Raw genomic sequence first — 19645 nt, 5'->3', positions numbered from 1 at the left:
AGAAGTGTAGAAGTTATTTGGCCGCTCTTCACGGCCAGATTAATCCCGGCCATAGTGATCATCAAAGCGCTGAATGTCGTCTTCGCCAAGGTAGCTGCCCGATTGGACCTCGACAATTTCCAGAGGAATGGAGCCGGGGTTCTTCAGTCGATGTTTGATGCCCAGGGGGATATAGGTCGATTCGTTCTCAGTCACCAAAAAGGTCTGGTCGCCTTTGGTCACTTCTGCTGTACCCTTCACCACAATCCAGTGTTCCGCGCGATGATGATGCATTTGCAGGCTCAGTTGTGCACCCGGTTTGACTACGATTCGCTTTACCTGAAATCGGTGGCCTTGATCGATGGAGTCGTAATAGCCCCACGGACGATACACCTTGCGATGAAAGTGGGCCTCGTTGCGTTTGGCGTGTTTCAGTTTCGCGACCACTTCTTTGACTTTTTGCACCTGATTTTGATGCGCGACCATAATGGCGTCGTCGCTCTCGACAATAATTAGGTTTTCCACACCGATACTGGTCACCAATTTGGAATCGGACTGGACAAAGCAGTTGTGCGTATCAATGGCGATGGTGTCGCCTTTTAAAATATTGCCCTGATCATCTTTGGGGGAGATGTCCCAAAGTGCCGTCCAGGAGCCGACATCGCTCCAGCCACAATCCATGGGGATAACCGCCGCGTCCTGGGTTTTTTCCATAACGGCATAATCAATCGAATCTTCCGGGCACAGTAAAAAGGCATTGCTATCGGGTCGAATAAAGTCGCTGTCAACCTGACTTTGATTCATGGCCATCTGGCAGTGCTTGAGTATCTTAGGGGCGTGTTGCTGCAGTTCCTCGAGATAGCGTTTTGCCGGTAACAGAAAAATACCGCTGTTCCATGAATAGTCACCGCTGTCGAGATAGCTCTGGGCCGTTTCTTGATCCGGTTTCTCCACAAACTCGGCGACAGCAAAGCCGTCACCGATAACAGCGCCTGAGCGTATATAGCCATAGCCAGTGTTGGCGTGATCGGGAATGATGCCGAAGGTGACCAGTTTGCCCTGTTGTGCCAAAGGTGTGGCCTGGTGAACGGCGGCAATAAATGCGTCGGTGTTTTGAATGGCATGATCCGCCGCCAATACCAGAAGCAGTGCATCGGGATCATTCTGGCTCGCCTGTAAGGCCGCCAAAGCAATGGCCGGGGCGGTGTTGCGGCCAGCCGGCTCCAGAATAATGCCCGAGTGATCCAGTGCTGACGCGCGCATTTGCTCGGCTACGGTAAACCGGTGTTCTTCGCCACAGATAATCAGTGGTGGTTGAAATTCCGAGTCTAGCAAACGGCTGGCGGTTTCCTGCAGCATGGTCTGCTCGCTGATCAGGGGTAAAAACTGTTTTGGATAGTGGGAGCGGGACAGGGGCCAGAGTCGCGAGCCGCTGCCCCCGGCCATAATAACGGGCAACATATTTCGGGTCTTTATCAGTCTGTAAAGCAGCGACACTACACTGCAAGCCGGTTTGGGTTCAAGACCTGGAGTGTGATAGCCAAAAAGCTTTATAATTTGCCGTTTGCCCTGATAAGTGGAACTGGACTGTGGATACCATCTATGTGCGTGGCGCACGCACTCATAACCTGAAGAACATTGATATCGATCTTCCTCGCGACAAGCTGATTGTGATTACCGGTTTGTCCGGGTCCGGTAAGTCCTCACTGGCTTTTGATACCTTGTATGCCGAGGGTCAGCGTCGCTATGTAGAGTCACTTTCTACCTATGCTCGCCAGTTTCTGTCGATGATGGAAAAGCCGGATGTGGATCATGTGGAGGGCTTGAGTCCCGCCATCTCCATTGAACAGAAGTCCACATCCCACAATCCTCGCTCCACAGTGGGCACTATTACTGAAATTTACGATTACCTGCGTTTGTTGTTTGCCCGGGTAGGGGAGCCTCGTTGTCCGATTCACGGTGAGCCGCTGGCGGCACAAACCGTGAGTGAAATGGTGGATCAGGTACTGGCCCTGCCCGAGGGCAGTAAAATCATGTTGTTGTCACCGATTGTGCGGGATCGTAAAGGCGAGCACTTACACACTTTTGAGCAGCTGCGCCGCGATGGTTTTGTTCGGGCCCGTATTGATGGTCTGGTGGTGGATCTGGACGATGTGCCCGAGCTGGATAAAAAGAAGAAGCACACCATCGAAGTGGTCGTTGACCGCTTTAAAGTGCGTGATGATCTGCAGATACGTCTGGCTGAGTCGTTTGAAACGGCAATTGAATTAAGTGGCGGGCTGGCTTCCATTAGTTATATGGAGGAAGGCGCGGGTGAAGACAGGCTGTTCTCTGCCAAACACGCATGCCCGGTATGTGATTATTCACTGTCCGAGCTTGAGCCGCGCTTGTTCTCTTTTAACAATCCTGCCGGTGCCTGTCCCAGTTGTGACGGTTTGGGTGTCAGCCAGTTTTTTGATGAAGACAAGGTGGTGCAATTTGCTGAGGCCTCACTGGCAGAGGGGGCCATCAGGGGATGGGATAGACGCAATTTTTACTACTTTCATTTATTGACGTCTCTGGCGGAGCACTACGGTTTTTCCATCGATACACCCTGGCAGGAGTTGGCGGCCAAGCACCGCAAAGCCATTCTCTATGGCTCCGGCAACGAAGTGATTAATTTCAGTTACACCAACGATCGCGGTGATGTGCACCAGCGCAATCACACCTTTGAGGGGGTGATTCCCAATATGAATCGCCGCTACAAGGAGACTGAATCCCAGAGTGTGAGGGAGGAGTTGGCGAAATATGTATCGAGCCAGAATTGCCCGGAATGTGACGGCTCGCGTTTGCGCCGTGATGCCCGCAACGTCTTTGTGGATGATCGAACTCTGCCCGAGTTGACGGCCTTGCCAGTAGGAGAGGCCTTTGATTACTTCACGGCGCTGGCGTTTGAAGGCGGGCGCGCTGAGATTGCCGAAAAGATCCTGAAAGAGCTGCGTGACCGTTTTAAATTTCTGGTGGATGTGGGGCTGAATTATCTGACCCTTGATCGCAGTGCGGAAACCCTGTCGGGTGGTGAGGCGCAACGCATTCGACTGGCCAGCCAGATTGGTGCAGGTCTGGTGGGGGTTATGTACATTCTCGATGAGCCTTCCATCGGATTGCACCAGCGAGACAATGATCGCCTACTCAAGACCCTGACCCATTTGCGCGATCTGGGTAATACCGTGATTGTCGTAGAGCACGATGAGGATGCCATTCGTCTGGCCGATCACGTGGTGGATATTGGCCCTGGGGCGGGTGTCCACGGAGGTGAAGTCGTCGCTCAGGGTGACGTTAAAGCCATTATGGGCAATCAGAATTCTCTCACCGGTAAATACCTGTCCGGTGTCGAGGCGATCGAAATCCCCTCGGCGCGGACGCCATACCCGGACAAGCAATTGGTGTTAAAGGGGGCATCGGGAAACAATCTGCAGGATGTCACTCTGGAGATTCCGGTAGGTTTGATGACCTGTGTCACAGGTGTTTCGGGTTCCGGTAAATCTACCCTGATCAATGCCACGCTTTATCCTCTGGCGGCGACGGCGCTGAATGGTGCCACCACGTTAAAGGCGGCCCCTCATAAAGCGGTGGAGGGTATGGATCATTTTGATAAGTGTGTCGATATTGATCAGAGCCCCATTGGTCGCACTCCTCGCTCTAATCCAGCCACCTACACCGGCATTTTTACTCCGATTCGTGAGTTGTTTGCAGGCACCCAGGAGTCCCGCTCGCGGGGCTATAAACCCGGACGTTTCAGTTTCAACGTCAAAGGCGGGCGCTGTGAGGCCTGTCAGGGCGATGGTGTGGTCAAAGTAGAGATGCATTTTCTGCCCGACGTCTATGTGCCTTGCGATGTCTGTAAGGGCAAGCGCTATAACCGCGAAACGCTGGAGATCAAATACAAGGGCAAAAATATTCACGAAGCGCTGGATATGACGGTTGAAGATGCCCGTGAGTTCTTTGATGCCATTCCGTCCATTGCCAAAAAATTGCAAACTCTGATGGATGTTGGTCTTTCTTATATACGTCTGGGGCAGGCCGCGACGACCCTGTCGGGCGGTGAAGCCCAGCGAGTGAAGCTGGCCAAAGAGTTGTCCAAGCGCGATACCGGTAAAACCCTGTACATACTCGATGAGCCAACCACGGGATTGCACTTCCATGATATCAAGCAGCTGTTGCAGGTACTGCATCGATTGCGTGATCACGGCAATACCGTGGTGGTGATTGAGCACAATCTGGATGTTATTAAAACCGCCGACTGGTTGGTGGATCTGGGGCCCGAAGGGGGCAGTGGTGGTGGTCAGATCATTGCCTCCGGAACCCCCGAGACGGTGGCAAAGCTGCCGCAGTCGCACACGGGGCGCTTCCTTAAGTCAATGCTCAAATAGCCCGAATGGCCTGAAAAGCCGGTTTGAACTGAAGGTTGTCGTTTTTTGCCCGTTGGCGTGATTTTTTATGTCTTGACGGGCTTTAGACATAACTTTCATTTATTAAAAGTATAAGTTTTAACTATTAATTTTTTATGTTCATTTCCTATACAGTTGCACCCTCGCGATTTTTGGAGAACCTTGCCGGGTCGTCCTTTTAACCTTCAGCTGTTGGTTTAAAAGGCAAAAGTCGTGGTAACGGACAGCTAAACGTGGCGTTCAAAAGACGCCGCTGTCTGCCATAACTCCCCCCAAAGATAGCCATTCAAGAGCGATCAAGGGGTCTTTTATCCAAAGAGGAGGGAATGACGTGATCATTGGAATCCCTAAGGAAACTTGCCCGGGCGAGAACCGCGTTGGCTTGATTCCTCAAAATGTTGCAGCGCTGGTCAAATTGGGCCGCGACGTAATTATTGAAACTGGTGCTGGTGACGCCGCAGGACACGCGGATGCTGCCTACACTGAAGCGGGCGCTAGCGTAGTGTCTCGTGCCGAAGTATTTGAAAAGGCCGAAATTGTTGTTCAGGTACAAACCCCGGGTTTGAACGAGGACACAGGTGCTGAAGATCTCAACAGCATCAAGAGCGGTCAGGTTCTGGTGGGTATGATGGACCCGCTGGCCAATCCCGAATTTGCCAAGACCTTGGCTGACAAGCAGGTGACTGGTGTTGCGATGGAACTGATTCCTCGTATTACCCGCGCCCAGTCCATGGACGTGCTGTCATCCAATGCCATGATCGCCGGCTACAAAGCTGTGCTGATCGCTGCCAGCGAGTTGCCTTCCATGTTCCCGATGAACATGACTGCTGCTGGTACTCTGAGTCCTGCTCGCGCCTTTATTATGGGTGCTGGTGTTGCCGGCCTGCAGGCCTGTGCGACCGCCAAGCGTCTGGGTGCAGTGGTTGAGGCTTACGATGTGCGCCCTGCGGCTCGCGAGCAGATCCTGTCTGTTGGTGCCAAGCCGGTTGAGTTGAACATTGAAGCTGAGGACACCGAAACGTCCGGTGGTTACGCCAAAGAAGCATCCGCTGACTTTATCGCCAAGCAGCAGGCTGCTATGGCTGACGTACTGTCTCAGCAGGATGTGGTGATTACCACGGCTGCGGTTCCCGGTAAGAAGTCTCCAATTCTGGTGACTGCCGAGATGGTTAATAAGATGAAGCCTGGCTCTGTGATCGTGGATCTTGCCGCTGAGAAAGGCGGTAACTGCGAATTGACCAAGCTGGGTGAAATTGTTGTGGTTAACGGCGTCAAAATCGTTGGCCCGAAAAATGTTCCATCGACTGTGGCTTCTCACGCCAGTCAGATGTACGGCAAGAACATTGAGAACTTGCTGGCTCACCTGATTGATGAAGAAGGCAATCTGAACCTGGACTACGAAGACGAAATTATTCGTGAAACCGTAGTTTCTCTCAATGGCGATGTACCACAGCCACGCATGCGTGATCTGCTGGGTATGCCTGAACTTCCCTCTGAGACCGCTGAAGCGGCAGATGCATAAGGAGATTTGAGATGGATATTACTGTTCTTCAGCTGACTCTGTTTGTTCTGGCTGTCTTCCTGGGCTTTGAACTGATTACCAAGGTACCACCGACTCTGCACACTCCGCTGATGTCCGGTACCAACGCCATTTCCGGTATTACTATCGTGGGTGCAATTCTGGCAGCCGGTCACGGCGGTAGCCAAACCATGGTTAACGTGCTGGGCTTTATCGCGGTTACTCTGGCAACCATCAATGTAGTGGGTGGCTTTATGGTGACCAACCGCATGCTGGCGATGTTCAAGAGGAAGTAAGTCATGAATGCAAACTTGATCGAAATCGCCTACATCGTTGCGGCGTCCCTGTTTATTCTGGGTATCAAGGGCTTGTCCAAGCCTAAAACTGCAGTTCGTGGCAACCAGCTGGCTGCTACCGGTATGCTGGTGGCTATTGTTGTTACTCTGCTGAACAACGAAGTCGTCAGTTACGAGTGGATCATTGCCGGTGCAGTTGTCGGTACCCTTGTTGGCGCAACTCTGGCTATCAAAATCCAGATGACTGCCATGCCTCAGCTGATTGCTCTGCTGAATGGCTTTGGTGGTGGTGCTTCTCTGGCCATTGCTGCTGCCGAGTTCTTCAAGGCTCTGCCTGGTGACAACGGTGAGTTGGTGGCCAAGGTGGCTGAAGCGGCCGGCGTATCTTCTGGCATGGGCACGGTTGCCATGATTGCTACGGGTGCTGCAGTATTCATTGGTGCGGTTACCCTGACCGGTTCTTTTGTTGCCTTTGCCAAGTTGCAAGAGCTGATCGATGGTCAGCCTAAAGGCTTCCCGGGCATGAAAGTGGTTAACGCACTGCTGTTGATCGCCTCCATTATTGGTATCGGTTACCTGACCGTTGACCCAACCAATACCACGTTGTTCTGGGGTATTGTGGCCGCGGCCTGTGTGATGGGTATTCTGCTGGTTATGCCAATCGGTGGTGCTGATATGCCGGTGGTTATTGCCCTGTTGAACTCCTACTCCGGTATCGCTGCTGCGGCTGCCGGTTTTGTTATGGGCAACAGCGCACTGATCATCACCGGTTCTCTGGTTGGTGCCTCCGGTATCATCCTGACCCAGATCATGTGTGTCGCCATGAACCGTTCTCTGACCAACGTTCTGTTCGGTGTAATGGCAGAAGCGGGCGAAGCCATGGACGCTGACGAAGTTTATGCCGGCAAGGTTAAATCCAGCTCCCCTGATGAAGTGGGTATGTTGCTGGAAACCGCTCGCCGCGTTGTGATCGTACCTGGCTTTGGTCTGGCTATGGCTCAGGCTCAGCACGCTGTTCGCGATCTGTCTGACACTCTGGAAGAAATGGGTATTGAAGTTGAATACGCGATTCACCCGGTTGCCGGTCGTATGCCTGGACACATGAACGTACTGATGGCTGAAGCTGAAGTTTCCTACGACAAGCTCAAGGAAATGGACGTGATCAACCCGACCTTTGATCAGACCGATGTTGCTATCGTGATTGGTGCAAACGACGTAACCAACCCGCTGGCGCGTGAAGACAAAGGCAGCCCGATTTACGGCATGCCGATTCTGAACGTGGATAAAGCCAAGACCGTGGTTGTGGTTAAGCGTTCTCTGTCTGCCGGTTTTGCCGGCCTGCCTAACCCACTGTTTGCCAAAGACAACACTCTGATGCTGTTCGGTGACGGTAAAGGCGCGATTCTGGATCTGGTAGCTGCGTTGAAAGACGCGTAACTCAGATTCTTGAGTCCAAAAAAGCCCCGACAGCAATGCCGGGGCTTTTTTATTTGCGGGATGCGTGTCTGGCTATTTGGTTTTAGAGGGTGCCAGTCAGGCGATTGCGAATAATGTCTTCGGCATCACTCATGATTCGGTCGATCAATTCTTTGCAGGTTGGAATGTCATTGATCAGGCCGGCCACCATGCCACAGGACCAGGCGCCCAGATCCATGTCGCCTTCTTTCATGATGCGCGGGTAGACACCGGCCACTTCATCGACAATATCGTCGAAGCTGATTTTGTCGCCCAGTTCGCGTTCTTTCTCAAGGATCCTCTCTACCGCAGCGTTGGTCAGGACGCGCTCGGTATTGCGCAATGGCCGCATCACCAGGCGGGTGTCCAGTTCGCTGGCCTGCAGGATCGCCTGCTTGACGTTGTCGTGCACGGGGGCTTCCTGAGTGGCGATAAAGCGGGTACCCATGTTCATACCTTCTGCTCCCATGGCCATGGCGGCCACCAGTGAGCGGGCGTCGGCCATACCGCCGGAGGCCAGGAAAGGGATATCAAGTTCGTCCGCCGCGCGGGGTAGCAGAATCATATTCGGAATGTCGTCTTCACCGGGGTGGCCACCACATTCAAAGCCGTCGACAGACACCGCATCACAGCCAATTGATTGGGCTTTCAATGCGTGGCGCACTGACGTGCACTTGTGAATTACCTTGATGCCGGCATCTTTCAATTGCGGCATGTATTGTTGAGGGCTGCGACCGGCCGTCTCGACAACCTTTACACCGCCTTTGATGATCGCATCGATATAACCCGGGTAGTCGGGGCTGCTGACGGTGGGCAGAAACGTCAGGTTTACCGCGAAAGGTTTGTCGGTCAGGTCGCGGCATTTGGCGATTTCGTTGGCCAGATCGGCTGCGCTGCGCTGGGTCAGACCGGTGATGGTGCCCGAGCCGTTACCTTTGACCGTAATATTTACTGCTCAGGCGCTATGACGGCCTGTCATCAATTTGCTCTGGGGCTGATTGAGACACAGGTGTCGCCGGAAGTGGCAAATCTCAGCGCCAAGACGCTGTTGATCAATCAGCGTCAAATCAATCAGTCACCGTTTCAGGAGCTCAATGTGGCCATTGCCACTGATGATCCATTGATTGAGAAAGCACAGTACAAGCTGAAAAATCATCTGCAAAAAGAGGTGGATTTTACTCTGCTGGCCCGCGAATTGGGGGTTAGTCAGCGCACTCTGATTCGTCGGTTCAAGCAGGTAGTGGGTGATACGCCATTGAGCTACCTGCAAAATCTGCGCATAGAGCACGCCAAGAATTTACTGGAAAACAGCCCGCTGACGGTGGGGGATATCGTTCTTGAAGTGGGCTACACCGATGTCAGTGCATTTAATCGTCTGTTCCGACAGCGAGTCGGTTTGCCGCCTTCAGTTTATCGTCAGCAGTTCTCAACTATGGCGTAGAGTGTCGCCTCAGATATCTTTCGTCATATAGGTATGACCTTCGAGTTGCCCCCATTTGTAGTGGCGTTGTGCAGAGCGATGCACTATCTCGCGAAATCCCATGCGCGCATAGAGAGCTTTGGCGTTCGTGTTGGAGTCGGCCACATCCAGAGAGGCAGTCGTCAGGTTATTGCTTTGGCCAATGCCGATCAGGTGGTCAATCATTCGTGAGCCGTAGCCCCTGCCCTGGGGTTTAGCTGCCAGATTGCATATATAGGCTTCTCCGGATTTGGCTGGGGGAATAACCTGCTCAACCTTGAGTCCGCGCAGCAACACGCCGATACCTTTAAGCAGGCCGTAAAATCCGAAGATCTGTTTCACGGCTTGCAGCATATGCGACAGGTTATTATCGGGATTCGCCAGTGAGCCGCAGCCCACTATGGTGCCGTCGGCCACAATGACCCAGTGCTCGGAATAACTGAATTGACCTTCGCCAACAATAAAAGCCTGCCGCAGGAAGTCCAGTGACTGATCGCTGTAATCGACGGAGAAAACATAGCGGAAGGTTTTGGGTCCGGAGCTGTGAATCAGCGGTACGACCTGATCGCAATCGCCCGGGTGGGCTGGGCGAAACTCAATGTTCATGATGCTGGGTTTGGTTTGATTGATGTGTGCTCAACTCTAGCAAAGCCTGAAGGCAATAAAAAAGGGCGAGCCATATGATAAGGCTCGCCCTTTTTTGAAGGCAGCGGCTGCGTAATTACAGCGCGCCTATCGGTTCGGCAACAGACTTACAGAGGAACAATGTTACAGAGGGGTAATGTTCTCAGCCTGAGGGCCTTTCTGGCCTTGAGTTACAGTGAACTCAACTTTTTGGCCTTCGGCCAGAGTTTTAAAGCCAGAGCCAGTGATGGCGCTGAAGTGTGCAAAAACGTCTGGGCCAGACTCTTGCTCAATAAAGCCAAAACCTTTGGTTTCGTTAAACCATTTTACGGTACCGGTAACAGTGTTAGACATGGTAATCACCTGAGTTAAATTGTAAATAAATGCCTCAAAGAGGCCGTTGTCGCTTGGAAATACAGACTGGAACTTAGCAACTGCAGGTCGAGATACTACTGTCAAAACTGCGGTACTTAGGATGTAAATAAAAGACTTCTTTCTAGCTGATAGCAACTTTATAGAACCCTGCTTTTAATGTCTATAAAACTGAGTGAAGATCGCATGGAAACCGGTGATCCTATGGGTATTTAATGCGTAAACAGCCAATTAACCATAATAAACAAGGTCTTTAATGACATGATGTCTTTCAATATTCGGCAAATTTTAGGTGTTTCAGTTCTGGCTCTGTTGCTGACAGGGTGTATCGATGACTCGGCAAAGATCACCGATTGTGCCCCGGTGGGTGATCGCGTGCCCCTTTGTGGCTGGCAAAGTCCTGAAGATATGGAGCTGCTGCCGGATGGCCGAACCCTGATTGTCAGTGAAATGGAGCAGCAACATGGCGCCATTTACGGGCGCCTGTCACTGCTGGATAGTGTCGATAGCAGCAAAGTGGTTTTAAATCATCAGCGGGTACAAGGTGATGAGCGCTGGGGCAGTGCCGATTGTAAGGTGCCGCCCACGGATTATCTGGCTCCCCATGGTATTCATCTTTCGAAGCGTGCTGACGATCGTTGGCAGCTGCTGGTGGTCAATCACGGTACCCGCGAAGCCATCGAGTTTTATGAGGTGACACAGCAGGATGGCATGTTCGATATCCTCTGGCGTGGTTGTGCTGAACCACCGGCACAAACCTTCTTTAACGATGTGGTGGCGCTGCCGGAAGGCGGGCTGATGGCAACCCATATGTTTCCCAAGCCCGAAGGCAAAGTAGGAACCCTGAGCTGGGCTGAAGCCAGAGCTTTGCTGGGGTTTAATCCCGGGCACCTGTTGCACTGGGATGGCGAGGTTTTTAAGCGGGTGGGGGATTTTTCCGGAGACTACCCCAATGGCCTGCAAATCAGCCCCGATGGAGATACTCTGTTTATCAATCTCTGGTTGAATTCCAAAGTGATCAAATTCGATCGCCACGAGGCTCGTGTGATTGCTGAAGCCGATATCCTGCATCCGGACAACACCCAATGGTCTGCCGATGGCAAGCTGTTGGTGGCCTCTCACGATTTTACTTTGGGGGATATCCGATTATGCCTGTCCGATGGTCGCAAGGCTTGCCCGGGACTGTTTCGGGTGATTGAACTGGATCCGGAAACCATGCAGACCCGGCAGTTGTTGTCCCAGTCTGGAGCTCCCATGGGAGCCGGTACCGTCGTACAGCAGGTGGATGATCAGTTGTTTGTCGGGTCGTTTCTGGGCGATAGAATTTTGCGCATCCCCCATCCTGATTGACAGGGGATGGGCACAAACGGCTCAGATGGCTTTGAGCCCGTTGTTCTTTTTCTTGGCTTTGGCAGGCTTGGTCGATTTCGCTGGTGCTTCGCAGGCCTGCGCTACATATCGCTCTTCATAATCGTGAAGGATACGGTCCAGAGTTTTACCGATTTTGGTCTGGATGCGGATCATCTCGATCTTGGGCCAGGTCGACTGTTCGCCGATGCGGACCATTTTCTCAATCTCTTCCAGGCTGCGGTGTGACAGAATCTTGAATGGATTGACCATGGTGGTAGGTGGCAGGATGTTGATGTCACCCACGTAATCCTGATTGATCACAGAAGTGGAAATATTGATCATGCGATTGATGGTCGGGTAGCGACCCAGCGGTCGGCGCATGATTTCGGCTCCGGCATTAAACCATTCGCGGATGGTGCGCATGGAGGCGTTCTTGAGAATGGTGCTGATATCCGAATCCCGCTTGGCGTCGTTTACAAATGGCACCACGTGCGGATTGGTTTGACTGACGATGTAGTGATTGACGCCATAGAGTCTGGCCAGTCGTTTGGCCGGCAGATCATCGCTTACGGAACCATCCACCCACTTGCGGCTGGGCAGGTAAGCCTGACGCTCACCTCGGGGACCCTTGGCCATCAGGGTGACCGGAGGGTAGACACCGGGAACTGCGGCAGAAGCCATAATCGAGTCACGGATAAAGACGTTGGGTGAAGTAAAGGCGTTGAGCAAGCGCGAGGTTTGGTGGTGTTCAGCCGGTGCGATCGAGACATTCATATGACGCCCGGTTTTTTCGTAGGCTTCCTGGAATGTCATATCGGGGATGATTTCATCGATCTTGCTTCTGATTTCATCCACTTCCATGTGGCGCACCAGAAAGTCGTCGATCAGGCCGTGCAAGCCTTCTTTGCGGTCACGTTGAAATGCGATGGTGTCCGAGTCGAACAGTTTCATCAGTTCATCGTCGGTTTTGGTGCACACGGCACTGCCAACAAAGGAGCCGCCACTGGACCCGGAGAAAATATTGGGCAGCAGCTTCTCTTCGGTTAATGCTTTGATTACGCCCACATGAAAATACAACAGAGAGCCTGAGCCACTCATCATCAGCGCGGTGGTGCCAAAACAATGGTGGGCGCGACGGAAGAAGTCGAGCTTGTCTTCAAAGCTGATGTCTGTGGTGTCCGGGTCGGCGATGCGTTCCAGAGCGTCAACAATTTCATCGACATAATCAATGACCAGTTGCTTGGTGCCAAGTTTGGCGCGGGTGTAGAGTTCGGCTTTGCCCATGCCGCCCATATTGCCGTGAATGCCTTCATTGAGGGCTATCAACAGACCGTGGTCGTCGTGGCGTGCTCGCAGGGCGCGCAGGCGATCGAGGCGGATGCGGATCGAAACGTAGTCGAATCGGCGGGACTGATCCATGATTTTCCAGCGGTTGTTGCCGGAACTGATGTCATGCTTGCGGGCAGCCTCCGCCCATTCCTTGTAATTCTGGGCGTTGGCCATGGCCTTTTCATACTTCTTTACAGCGGAAAACATCGTGCAATCCTCGTTTACGATCTCGTTGTTGTTTTGATTATAGTGTCAAGACGTTGGCTTGGAATATACCAATGGGGTCACGCGAGGTGACATTCCCTTATCTTTTTCGGGCTTTTTATTGGGTGGGTCAGATCGGCAGCTGTTGCAGTGACAGGAACACCAGATAGAGGAAGAGTCCGCCAATCAAAATCAGGCTCCAGTACCAGCCTTTGCCCGGAGCCGGAGCCTCCGGCAGGATCAGGTCGGGATTTTGTGCTGCCAGATGATCTTTCAGCAGATCCATATTGCGGATATTGGCCTTCCAGTAAACGTCAAAGGCATCGCCGAGCACGGGGATCATGCCCACCAGCCATTCAATGCCCATATTGGCCGCCATTTTTGCCAACAGGGCTCTGGGCGCTCCGATGCGTTTGGCCTCAATCAGAATGACGGCGGAGAACAGCAAAGTCATGGTGTCGCCAATCCCGGGAATCAGTCCCAGCAGAGCGTCCCAGCCAAAACGAATGTTGGTGCCGGGAATGCGGAACTTGTTGTCCAGCAGGCTGGCGTAGTTGTCCAATCGCCCGGTCAGAGCGTGCAGTTTTTCCTGCTGGCGAATGTCGTTCTGGGTAGTTTTTGGGGCTGAATCCATGGTGTTGTTCCGGTGTTGCGCGATAAGGTCTGAATGGATCATACCGAAATATTTACCCCCTGGGTGGTATATCTCAGGGTTCGGGCTTAACCCTACACTCGGGAAAACTGATAAATTGGTTGTATTCTTTGCCACTGGCAGAGCGTCAGCTATACCAATAACTTACTTGTCTTATGAGAGGGAACTACCATGAGTCGCGTTGTGAAATTTGCTGCCACCCAGTTGGCCATTAGCTGGGATATTGAAGCCAATATGGCGAAGTGTGAGGCCACGGTCAGAGAGGCGGCGGCCAATGGTGCACAGGTTATACTGCTGCAGGAACTGTTTGAGGCGCCTTACTTCTGCAAGGTTCAGAATTACGATTATCTGGATCTGGCCAAGCCTCTGGAAGGTAATCCGCTGATCGAGCGTTTTGCGAAACTGGCTGCAGAGTTGGCCGTGGTGTTGCCGATCAGTTATTACGAGCGCGACAACAACACGTTCTTTAACTCGCTGGTGATGATCGATGCCGACGGTACGGTGCTGGATAACTACCGTAAAACCCATATTCCCGATGGCCCGGGTTATTGTGAAAAGTTTTATTTCTCACCCGGGGATACCGGCTTTATGGTGTGGAATACCCGCTATGGCACCTTTGGTGCGGGTATTTGCTGGGATCAATGGTTCCCGGAAACGGCGCGCAGTTGTGCACTGATGGGTGCCGAAGTGATGTTTTATCCTACCGCCATTGGCTCTGAGCCTCAGGATCCGACGTTGGATTCCAGTGGCCACTGGCAGCGCGTGATGCAAGGCCATTCTGCCGCCAATGTCATGCCGGTGATTGCCTCCAACCGCACAGGGGTGGAACAGGATGACGGTATTACTACCACCTTCTATGGTTCCTCATTTATCACCGATCACACCGGTGACAAGATTGCCGAAGCCAATCGCACCGATGAAACCATTCTCTATGCTGAGATTGATCTGGATGCCTGCGCCAAATACCGCCGCAGCTGGGGGCTGTTTCGCGATCGTCGTCCCGAGTTATACGGCCCCATAGGTACCATGGCCTGTGCTGAAAATTCACCCTTTTGAGTTCGCCCGGAGGACTCCTTATGAGTGAAACCTATCACAGCAGACCCCGTACAGATGGTTTTTATATGCCGGGAGAGCACGAGCCTCAGCAGACTGTCTTGATGGTCTGGCCGCAGCGGCCGGACAGTTGGCGTTTGGGGGCCAAGCCCGCTCAGACCGAATACGTTGAAGTGGCAAAAGCCATTGCCGAGGTGACACCGGTCACCATGTGCGTATCGGCCGAGCAATATTCTGTAGCCCGGCGGCAATTACCTGAACATATTCAGGTGGTGGAAATGAGTAATAACGACAGCTGGATGCGTGATACCGGGCCTTCCTATGTGGTCAATGGTAAAGGCGATCTGCGCGGTGTGGATTGGGAGTTTAATGCCTGGGGAGGACTGGTGGATGGTCTTTTCTTTCCCTGGGATCTCGATGATCAGGTAGCCTGCAAGGTGTTGGAAATGCGCGGTGAAAATCGCTATCGAGCGCCTCTGATCCTTGAGGGGGGTTCCATTCACGTCGATGGTGAGGGCACCTGTTACACCACCGAAGAATGTCTGCTCCACCCGAGCCGCAATCCCGACCTTTCCAAGCAGGAGATTGAGTCGCTGTTGCAGGATTATCTCAACGTCGACAAGGTGGTTTGGCTCAAGCGCGGCCTCTATCACGATGAGACCAATGGTCATATCGATAATATTCTGCACGTTGCCCGTCCGGGTGAAGTGATACTGAGTTGGTGTGACGACGAGGCTGACCCGATGTACGACATCTGTCGCGAAGGTCTGGCGCTGCTGGAAGCGACAACGGATGCCAGGGGGAGGGCCATCAAGGTTCACAAGTTGCCCATACCCGGTCCTCTGTATATGACCGAAGAAGAGGCGGCGGGTATCGAACCCAGTGACAGCAAAGATCGCGAAGCCGGGGAGCGATTGGGTGGTTCCTATGCCAACTTCCTGATTACCAATGGTCGCATTATTTGTCCGCAGTTGGATCCCGACAACGATGAGCAGGCGCTGGCCATACTGGCGCGGATTTTTCCCGATCACGAGGTGGTGGGCGTAAAAAGTCGGGAGATTCTGCTGGGCGGTGGTAATATTCACTGCATTACCCAGCAAGTGCCGGCGGTTTGATCTCTCCAGTCAGAGGTTGATTCCGGTGGCGCTTGTCACCGGAGACTGACTTGAACCAGCAAAATACTCTCGAGCAACAAGCCATTGCTGACGTCGTACGCCACTGGGTGGAAACTCTGGTGGTGGACCTGAATCTGTGCCCCTTTGCCAAACGTGAATTGGTCAAGGGGCGCATCCGTTTCACGGTTACCGAGGTTGATTCACAAGGGCTGCTGCTTGATGTCCTGCGGCAGGAATTTGAATTGTTGCAGAGTCACCCTGAGATAGAGACCACGTTGCTGATTCATCCGCAGGTGCTGCGGGATTTTTTTGACTACAACGACTTTCTGGAATCGGCCGAGACGCTGCTGCAACAGCTGCAATTGGAAGGCATTTATCAGATCGCGGGCTTTCACCCGGATTATCAATTTGCCGGAACCACAGCGGCTGATGTTGAGAACTACACCAACCGAACTCCTTATCCCTTACTGCATCTGATTCGCGAAGACAGTCTGGAGCGGGCTATCGCCAATTATCCCGACCCGGATAATATTCCGAGCCGCAATATCCAGTTGATGCAAGAGCTGGGTGAAGCCAAAATAAAAGCCATGTTGCAGGCCTGCTTCGATACCGCTGGCCCATCCCAATAATGATAACTCGATAAAGGGCTGACCTTTGGCGCACCGGGGTTTTACCGCAAAAGATGCGGCACTGACGATTAACTACATCGGCTTTATCTATCGTACGCTTGTGGCGGAAGGCTACTGTGCGGATGCCTTGCTGAAAAATACCGGCCTGGGCCACGATGACCTGAGTAATCCGGATTTCCGCTGCACCTTTGAGCAGCATAAAACCTTTGCCGCCAACGCCATGGCCCTGACCGGTGATCCGCACCTCGGACCGCGCATGGGGGCGCGCTACAACCCCATACACATCGGTTTGCCGATTACGGCAGCCATCAGCAGCGATGTGTTATCTACTGCGCTGGAAGTCTTGCAGCAATATCTGTCGCTGAACTTTTCCATTATCTCGCTCGAATATCTGCACGATGGCGACAATATTCTGCTGCGCTGGCAACCGGTACTGGATGTTAAGGAGATCGACTACTTCGTGATCGGCAGTTGCCTGACCGTCGGAGAAAATCTGTTAAAGCTGGTTTTGCAGCGTGAAGATTTGCCGTTGCGGGCAGACATGGCCTTGTCGCCGCCACCTGATCCGGAGGTTCTGGAAGGTCTACTGGGATTCGCTGTTCGTTTTGACGCGCCGTTCAATCAACTGATTATTCCTGATCAGTTTCTGCAGCAGCCTCTGCCCGGTACCGACCCTCTGATGCATCAGAATATGGTGCGTTTGTGTGAGAAGCAAATGGCCGAGTCGTTTTTTGATCAGGGGATCGAGGCCCAGGTAAGAGGGGTGATTATTCGCAATCACTATCACCCTCTGGCGATCGATGCGGCCGCTGCAGCGCTGGGTTTGTCGGAGCGCAGTTTGCGCCGTCAGTTGAGTAACTCGGCAACCAGCTATAAGAAAATTGTCGATGGTGTGCGTGAGGCACGGGCCCGTGAGTTACTGGCGGTCAATGGCCTGCCGGTGACGACCATTGCCTACGATCTGGGGTTCAGTGATCCCTCCAATTTTGCTCGCAGTTTTAAACGCTGGGTGGGGCTGACACCCCATGAATATCGCGATCAGAATGGCTCTGATTCCAGACCCGGTCAGGACTGACCTCTGTTTGGCCGCAAATGAGCGGTGGATCGGACGGAAGACTTCTATTATTGATCTGGAGTTCCTTACCCCTATTTGAAATCAATAATAATGAGGTTATCACCCATGGCGCAGAATCCCCCAAAAACCGTTGTCGATGTCTACTGGTCGTTTCGCAGCCCCTATTCCTATCTGGTGACACCGGATCTGTTGAGGCTGCGCGAGGATTATGACGTTGAAGTCAAACTGCGCCCGGTACTGCCGATCGCAGTGCGCGCCAAAGAGACCCTGTTCGACGATGTCGAGGGGCAGAAGAAAGTGGGTTATATCCTGATGGATGCCGCCAGAAGGGCAGAATTTTTGGGGATGCCAATAGCGTTCCCGAGCCCCGATCCGGTGGTGCAGGATCTGCAGACATTCACCGTTGCTAAAGATCAGCCCTATATCTATCGTTTGGTATCTCTGGGGGTGGAGGCTGAACGCCAGGGCAAAGGCATTGATCTCGCCTACCAAGTGTCGCATCTGGTCTGGGGCGGCGAGCCCGGTTGGGATCAGGGGCAGCGTCTGGCGGATGCAGTGGCTGCGGCGGGGCTGGATCTTGCCGAGATGGAGGCTTCACTGCAGCAATACGACCCATTGGCTGAGGTAGACAAAAATCAGGCCGCACTGGAGGCTTCCGGTCACTGGGGAGTGCCCACCATGGTGGTCAACGGTGAGCCGTTCTTTGGCCAGGACCGCATCGATACCCTGCGTTGGCGGCTCGATCAATTAGGGCTGCGCAACTAATCAGGGCGGCGTAAGTATCAGGGCTGTTTCTCAGTCCATAATTTTCAAATGTTTCATCACTGTCGTTACCGACTGAGGCGGTAAGCGGCACCCTATTGCCTGAAAAAGGCCTGGAGAACATCATGGATTTACAAATCAAAGGTAAAACAGCACTGTTGGCCGGTGGCAGTGCCGGTATGGGACGGGCAACCGCTGAACGTCTGGCTGAAGCCGGCGCCGAACTTTATATCAGCGCCCGGCGTGAAGAGCGCTTGCGCAACGCGGCTCGGGAAATATCGGAAAAATACGGTGTGCCGGTAACGCCGGTGGTGGCAGATTCCTCCACCGAAGAGGGACGCAAGGCCTTGTTTGCAGCCTGTCCCAACCCCGATATTCTGACCATTACCATTAAGCCGCCCAATCCCAATGGTGATTTTCTCAAGGTGACACCTGAAATGTGGCGAGATTCGGTGGAGACCGCGCTGATCGGTCCCATTGAAATCATGCGCAATTACATTCCGGTTATGAAGGATAAGGGTTGGGGGCGCATTGTTAACATTGCCACCTTCTCGGCCAAGAATCCGATGATCTGGCGTTTGATGTCAGGGCCTGCCCGTTCGGCGTTAATCAATTACACCGCCAGTGTGTCGAGAGAAATCGCCCGTTATGGCGTTAACATCAATAATCTCTTGCCCGGCATGTTTCGCACCGAGGGATTTGAAGAGGCCATGGGTTACTACGCCGATGCGTTCGGGCTGGAAAACAAGCAGGAAGTGGTGATGGAGCACTTTCAGGATAACAACAGGATTCCTGCCGGCTTTATCGCCGACGCCGATGATCTGGCACCGATGGCGGCCATGCTGTGCAGTCCGTTGTCACGGTTTATTGTGGGACAGAATATTGTTATTGACGGTGGTCAGCACGCTTCGCTGTTTTAATGGAATCCTGTGGTTGAAACGTTTAGTCTTGCTCTGGATTTTTCCCAACCAGAGCAAGACCATTGACTGACGAACCCATTTTCAAGTTGGCTGATCTGACCCAGCAAGCCCATACAAAAATTCAACAGGATTTCAGCACGATTGATCCGGTGGTGGGTATCAGTCGCAGTATGCGCCAAAGTGGTATCCCCGCCGATGCCATGACCATTGATTGTCTCAAAAGCGGTAAGCGCATCATTATCATTGTGCATGATGAGCAGCCGGATATTCTGCGCTACCAATTTTCTTACAAAGCCTCAGATCCGGGCAGTGATTTTGAAGTGGTTGAGCTGCAGGATGTCAGTGCACAGACGCTGTATGACTGGATGTCCGACTACTTTTCTCAGAGAACCTCTGATTAAGTCACAGCAGAAATTCTCAGT

At 52.8% G+C, this 19645-nt stretch carries 19 protein-coding genes; 13 read left to right on the top strand and 6 right to left on the bottom strand.

Features of this window, described 5'->3' with window-relative positions:
• Nucleotides 1-39: 39 nt before the first annotated feature.
• Entirely contained in the window at nt 40-1440 is a 1401-nt protein-coding gene (locus ACPXV9_RS13375; protein WP_423897983.1) for a mannose-1-phosphate guanylyltransferase/mannose-6-phosphate isomerase, read from the bottom strand.
• Between the two features lie 128 nt (nt 1441-1568).
• Here ACPXV9_RS13375 and uvrA point away from each other — a divergent pair, with 128 nt between their 5' ends.
• The 4 genes from uvrA (at nt 1569) to ACPXV9_RS13355 (ending at nt 7661) form a co-directional block, all read left to right on the top strand.
• Nucleotides 1569-4391 carry an excinuclease ABC subunit UvrA gene (gene uvrA / locus ACPXV9_RS13370; RefSeq protein WP_423897980.1) on the top strand — a complete coding sequence of 941 codons (2823 nt, stop codon included), beginning with the start codon at nt 1569-1571 and terminating at the stop codon, nt 4389-4391.
• Nucleotides 4392-4740: 349 nt separating this feature from the next.
• Nucleotides 4741-5931: a Re/Si-specific NAD(P)(+) transhydrogenase subunit alpha gene (locus ACPXV9_RS13365; protein ID WP_423897978.1), complete on the top strand. Its 1191-nt coding sequence runs from the start codon at nt 4741-4743 to the stop codon at nt 5929-5931.
• Between the two features lie 11 nt (nt 5932-5942).
• Nucleotides 5943-6224, top strand: coding sequence for an NAD(P) transhydrogenase subunit alpha (locus ACPXV9_RS13360; protein WP_423897976.1), 282 nt, complete (start codon nt 5943-5945; stop codon nt 6222-6224).
• A gap of 3 nt (nt 6225-6227) precedes the next feature.
• On the top strand, nt 6228-7661 hold the full coding sequence (locus ACPXV9_RS13355) for an NAD(P)(+) transhydrogenase (Re/Si-specific) subunit beta (protein ID WP_423897975.1): 1434 nt from the start codon (nt 6228-6230) through the stop codon (nt 7659-7661).
• Nucleotides 7662-7743: 82 nt separating this feature from the next.
• Here ACPXV9_RS13355 and ACPXV9_RS13350 read toward each other — a convergent pair whose 3' ends face one another.
• Nucleotides 7744-8532 (bottom strand): NAD(P)H-dependent flavin oxidoreductase, encoded by a 789-nt coding sequence (locus ACPXV9_RS13350; RefSeq protein ID WP_423898014.1) that lies wholly within the window; start codon nt 8530-8532, stop codon nt 7744-7746.
• A gap of 111 nt (nt 8533-8643) precedes the next feature.
• Here ACPXV9_RS13350 and ACPXV9_RS13345 point away from each other — a divergent pair, with 111 nt between their 5' ends.
• Entirely contained in the window at nt 8644-9120 is a 477-nt protein-coding gene (locus ACPXV9_RS13345; protein WP_423898012.1) for a GlxA family transcriptional regulator, read from the top strand.
• A gap of 9 nt (nt 9121-9129) precedes the next feature.
• Here the strand turns inward: ACPXV9_RS13345 and ACPXV9_RS13340 are convergent, their stop codons facing one another.
• The gene (locus tag ACPXV9_RS13340) at nt 9130-9744 is read right to left on the bottom strand and encodes a GNAT family N-acetyltransferase (protein ID WP_423897972.1); all 615 of its coding nucleotides are present in this window, start codon (nt 9742-9744) and stop codon (nt 9130-9132) included.
• 162 nt (nt 9745-9906) lie between these two features.
• A complete protein-coding gene (locus tag ACPXV9_RS13335) occupies nt 9907-10116 on the bottom strand; it encodes a cold-shock protein (RefSeq protein WP_423897970.1) in 210 nt (69 codons plus the stop codon).
• 279 nt (nt 10117-10395) lie between these two features.
• Here ACPXV9_RS13335 and ACPXV9_RS13330 point away from each other — a divergent pair, with 279 nt between their 5' ends.
• Nucleotides 10396-11484, top strand: a complete 1089-nt coding sequence (locus tag ACPXV9_RS13330) for a hypothetical protein (RefSeq protein WP_423897969.1) — start codon at nt 10396-10398, stop codon at nt 11482-11484.
• 21 nt (nt 11485-11505) lie between these two features.
• On the opposite strand, the gene ACPXV9_RS13325 is transcribed toward ACPXV9_RS13330, so the two are convergent.
• Nucleotides 11506-13020 (bottom strand): DUF3336 domain-containing protein, encoded by a 1515-nt coding sequence (locus ACPXV9_RS13325; RefSeq protein WP_423897966.1) that lies wholly within the window; start codon nt 13018-13020, stop codon nt 11506-11508.
• A 127-nt stretch (nt 13021-13147) separates the two neighbouring features.
• Entirely contained in the window at nt 13148-13651 is a 504-nt protein-coding gene (locus ACPXV9_RS13320) for a DUF4112 domain-containing protein (protein ID WP_423897964.1), read from the bottom strand.
• A gap of 189 nt (nt 13652-13840) precedes the next feature.
• On the opposite strand from ACPXV9_RS13320, the gene aguB reads away from it, so the two are divergent.
• The 7 genes from aguB (at nt 13841) to ACPXV9_RS13285 (ending at nt 19624) form a co-directional block, all read left to right on the top strand.
• A complete protein-coding gene (gene aguB / locus ACPXV9_RS13315; RefSeq protein ID WP_423897961.1) occupies nt 13841-14725 on the top strand; it encodes an N-carbamoylputrescine amidase in 885 nt (294 codons plus the stop codon).
• A 20-nt stretch (nt 14726-14745) separates the two neighbouring features.
• The gene (gene aguA / locus ACPXV9_RS13310) at nt 14746-15837 is read left to right on the top strand and encodes an agmatine deiminase (RefSeq protein ID WP_423897958.1); all 1092 of its coding nucleotides are present in this window, start codon (nt 14746-14748) and stop codon (nt 15835-15837) included.
• 50 nt (nt 15838-15887) lie between these two features.
• Nucleotides 15888-16466 (top strand): DUF1415 domain-containing protein, encoded by a 579-nt coding sequence (locus ACPXV9_RS13305; RefSeq protein ID WP_423897955.1) that lies wholly within the window; start codon nt 15888-15890, stop codon nt 16464-16466.
• 25 nt (nt 16467-16491) lie between these two features.
• Nucleotides 16492-17541, top strand: coding sequence for an AraC family transcriptional regulator ligand-binding domain-containing protein (locus ACPXV9_RS13300; protein ID WP_423897954.1), 1050 nt, complete (start codon nt 16492-16494; stop codon nt 17539-17541).
• A gap of 105 nt (nt 17542-17646) precedes the next feature.
• Nucleotides 17647-18306: a 2-hydroxychromene-2-carboxylate isomerase gene (locus tag ACPXV9_RS13295; protein ID WP_423897951.1), complete on the top strand. Its 660-nt coding sequence runs from the start codon at nt 17647-17649 to the stop codon at nt 18304-18306.
• A gap of 122 nt (nt 18307-18428) precedes the next feature.
• Nucleotides 18429-19223: an SDR family oxidoreductase gene (locus ACPXV9_RS13290; protein WP_423897948.1), complete on the top strand. Its 795-nt coding sequence runs from the start codon at nt 18429-18431 to the stop codon at nt 19221-19223.
• Nucleotides 19224-19285: 62 nt separating this feature from the next.
• Entirely contained in the window at nt 19286-19624 is a 339-nt protein-coding gene (locus ACPXV9_RS13285) for a hypothetical protein (RefSeq protein ID WP_423897946.1), read from the top strand.
• The last annotated feature ends 21 nt before the right edge of the window (nt 19625-19645 follow it).

Source organism: Candidatus Pelagadaptatus aseana (assembly GCF_040362265.1).
GTDB lineage: Bacteria > Pseudomonadota > Gammaproteobacteria > Pseudomonadales > Cellvibrionaceae > Pelagadaptatus > Pelagadaptatus aseana.
This window is presented reverse-complemented; position numbering and strand designations above follow the sequence as displayed.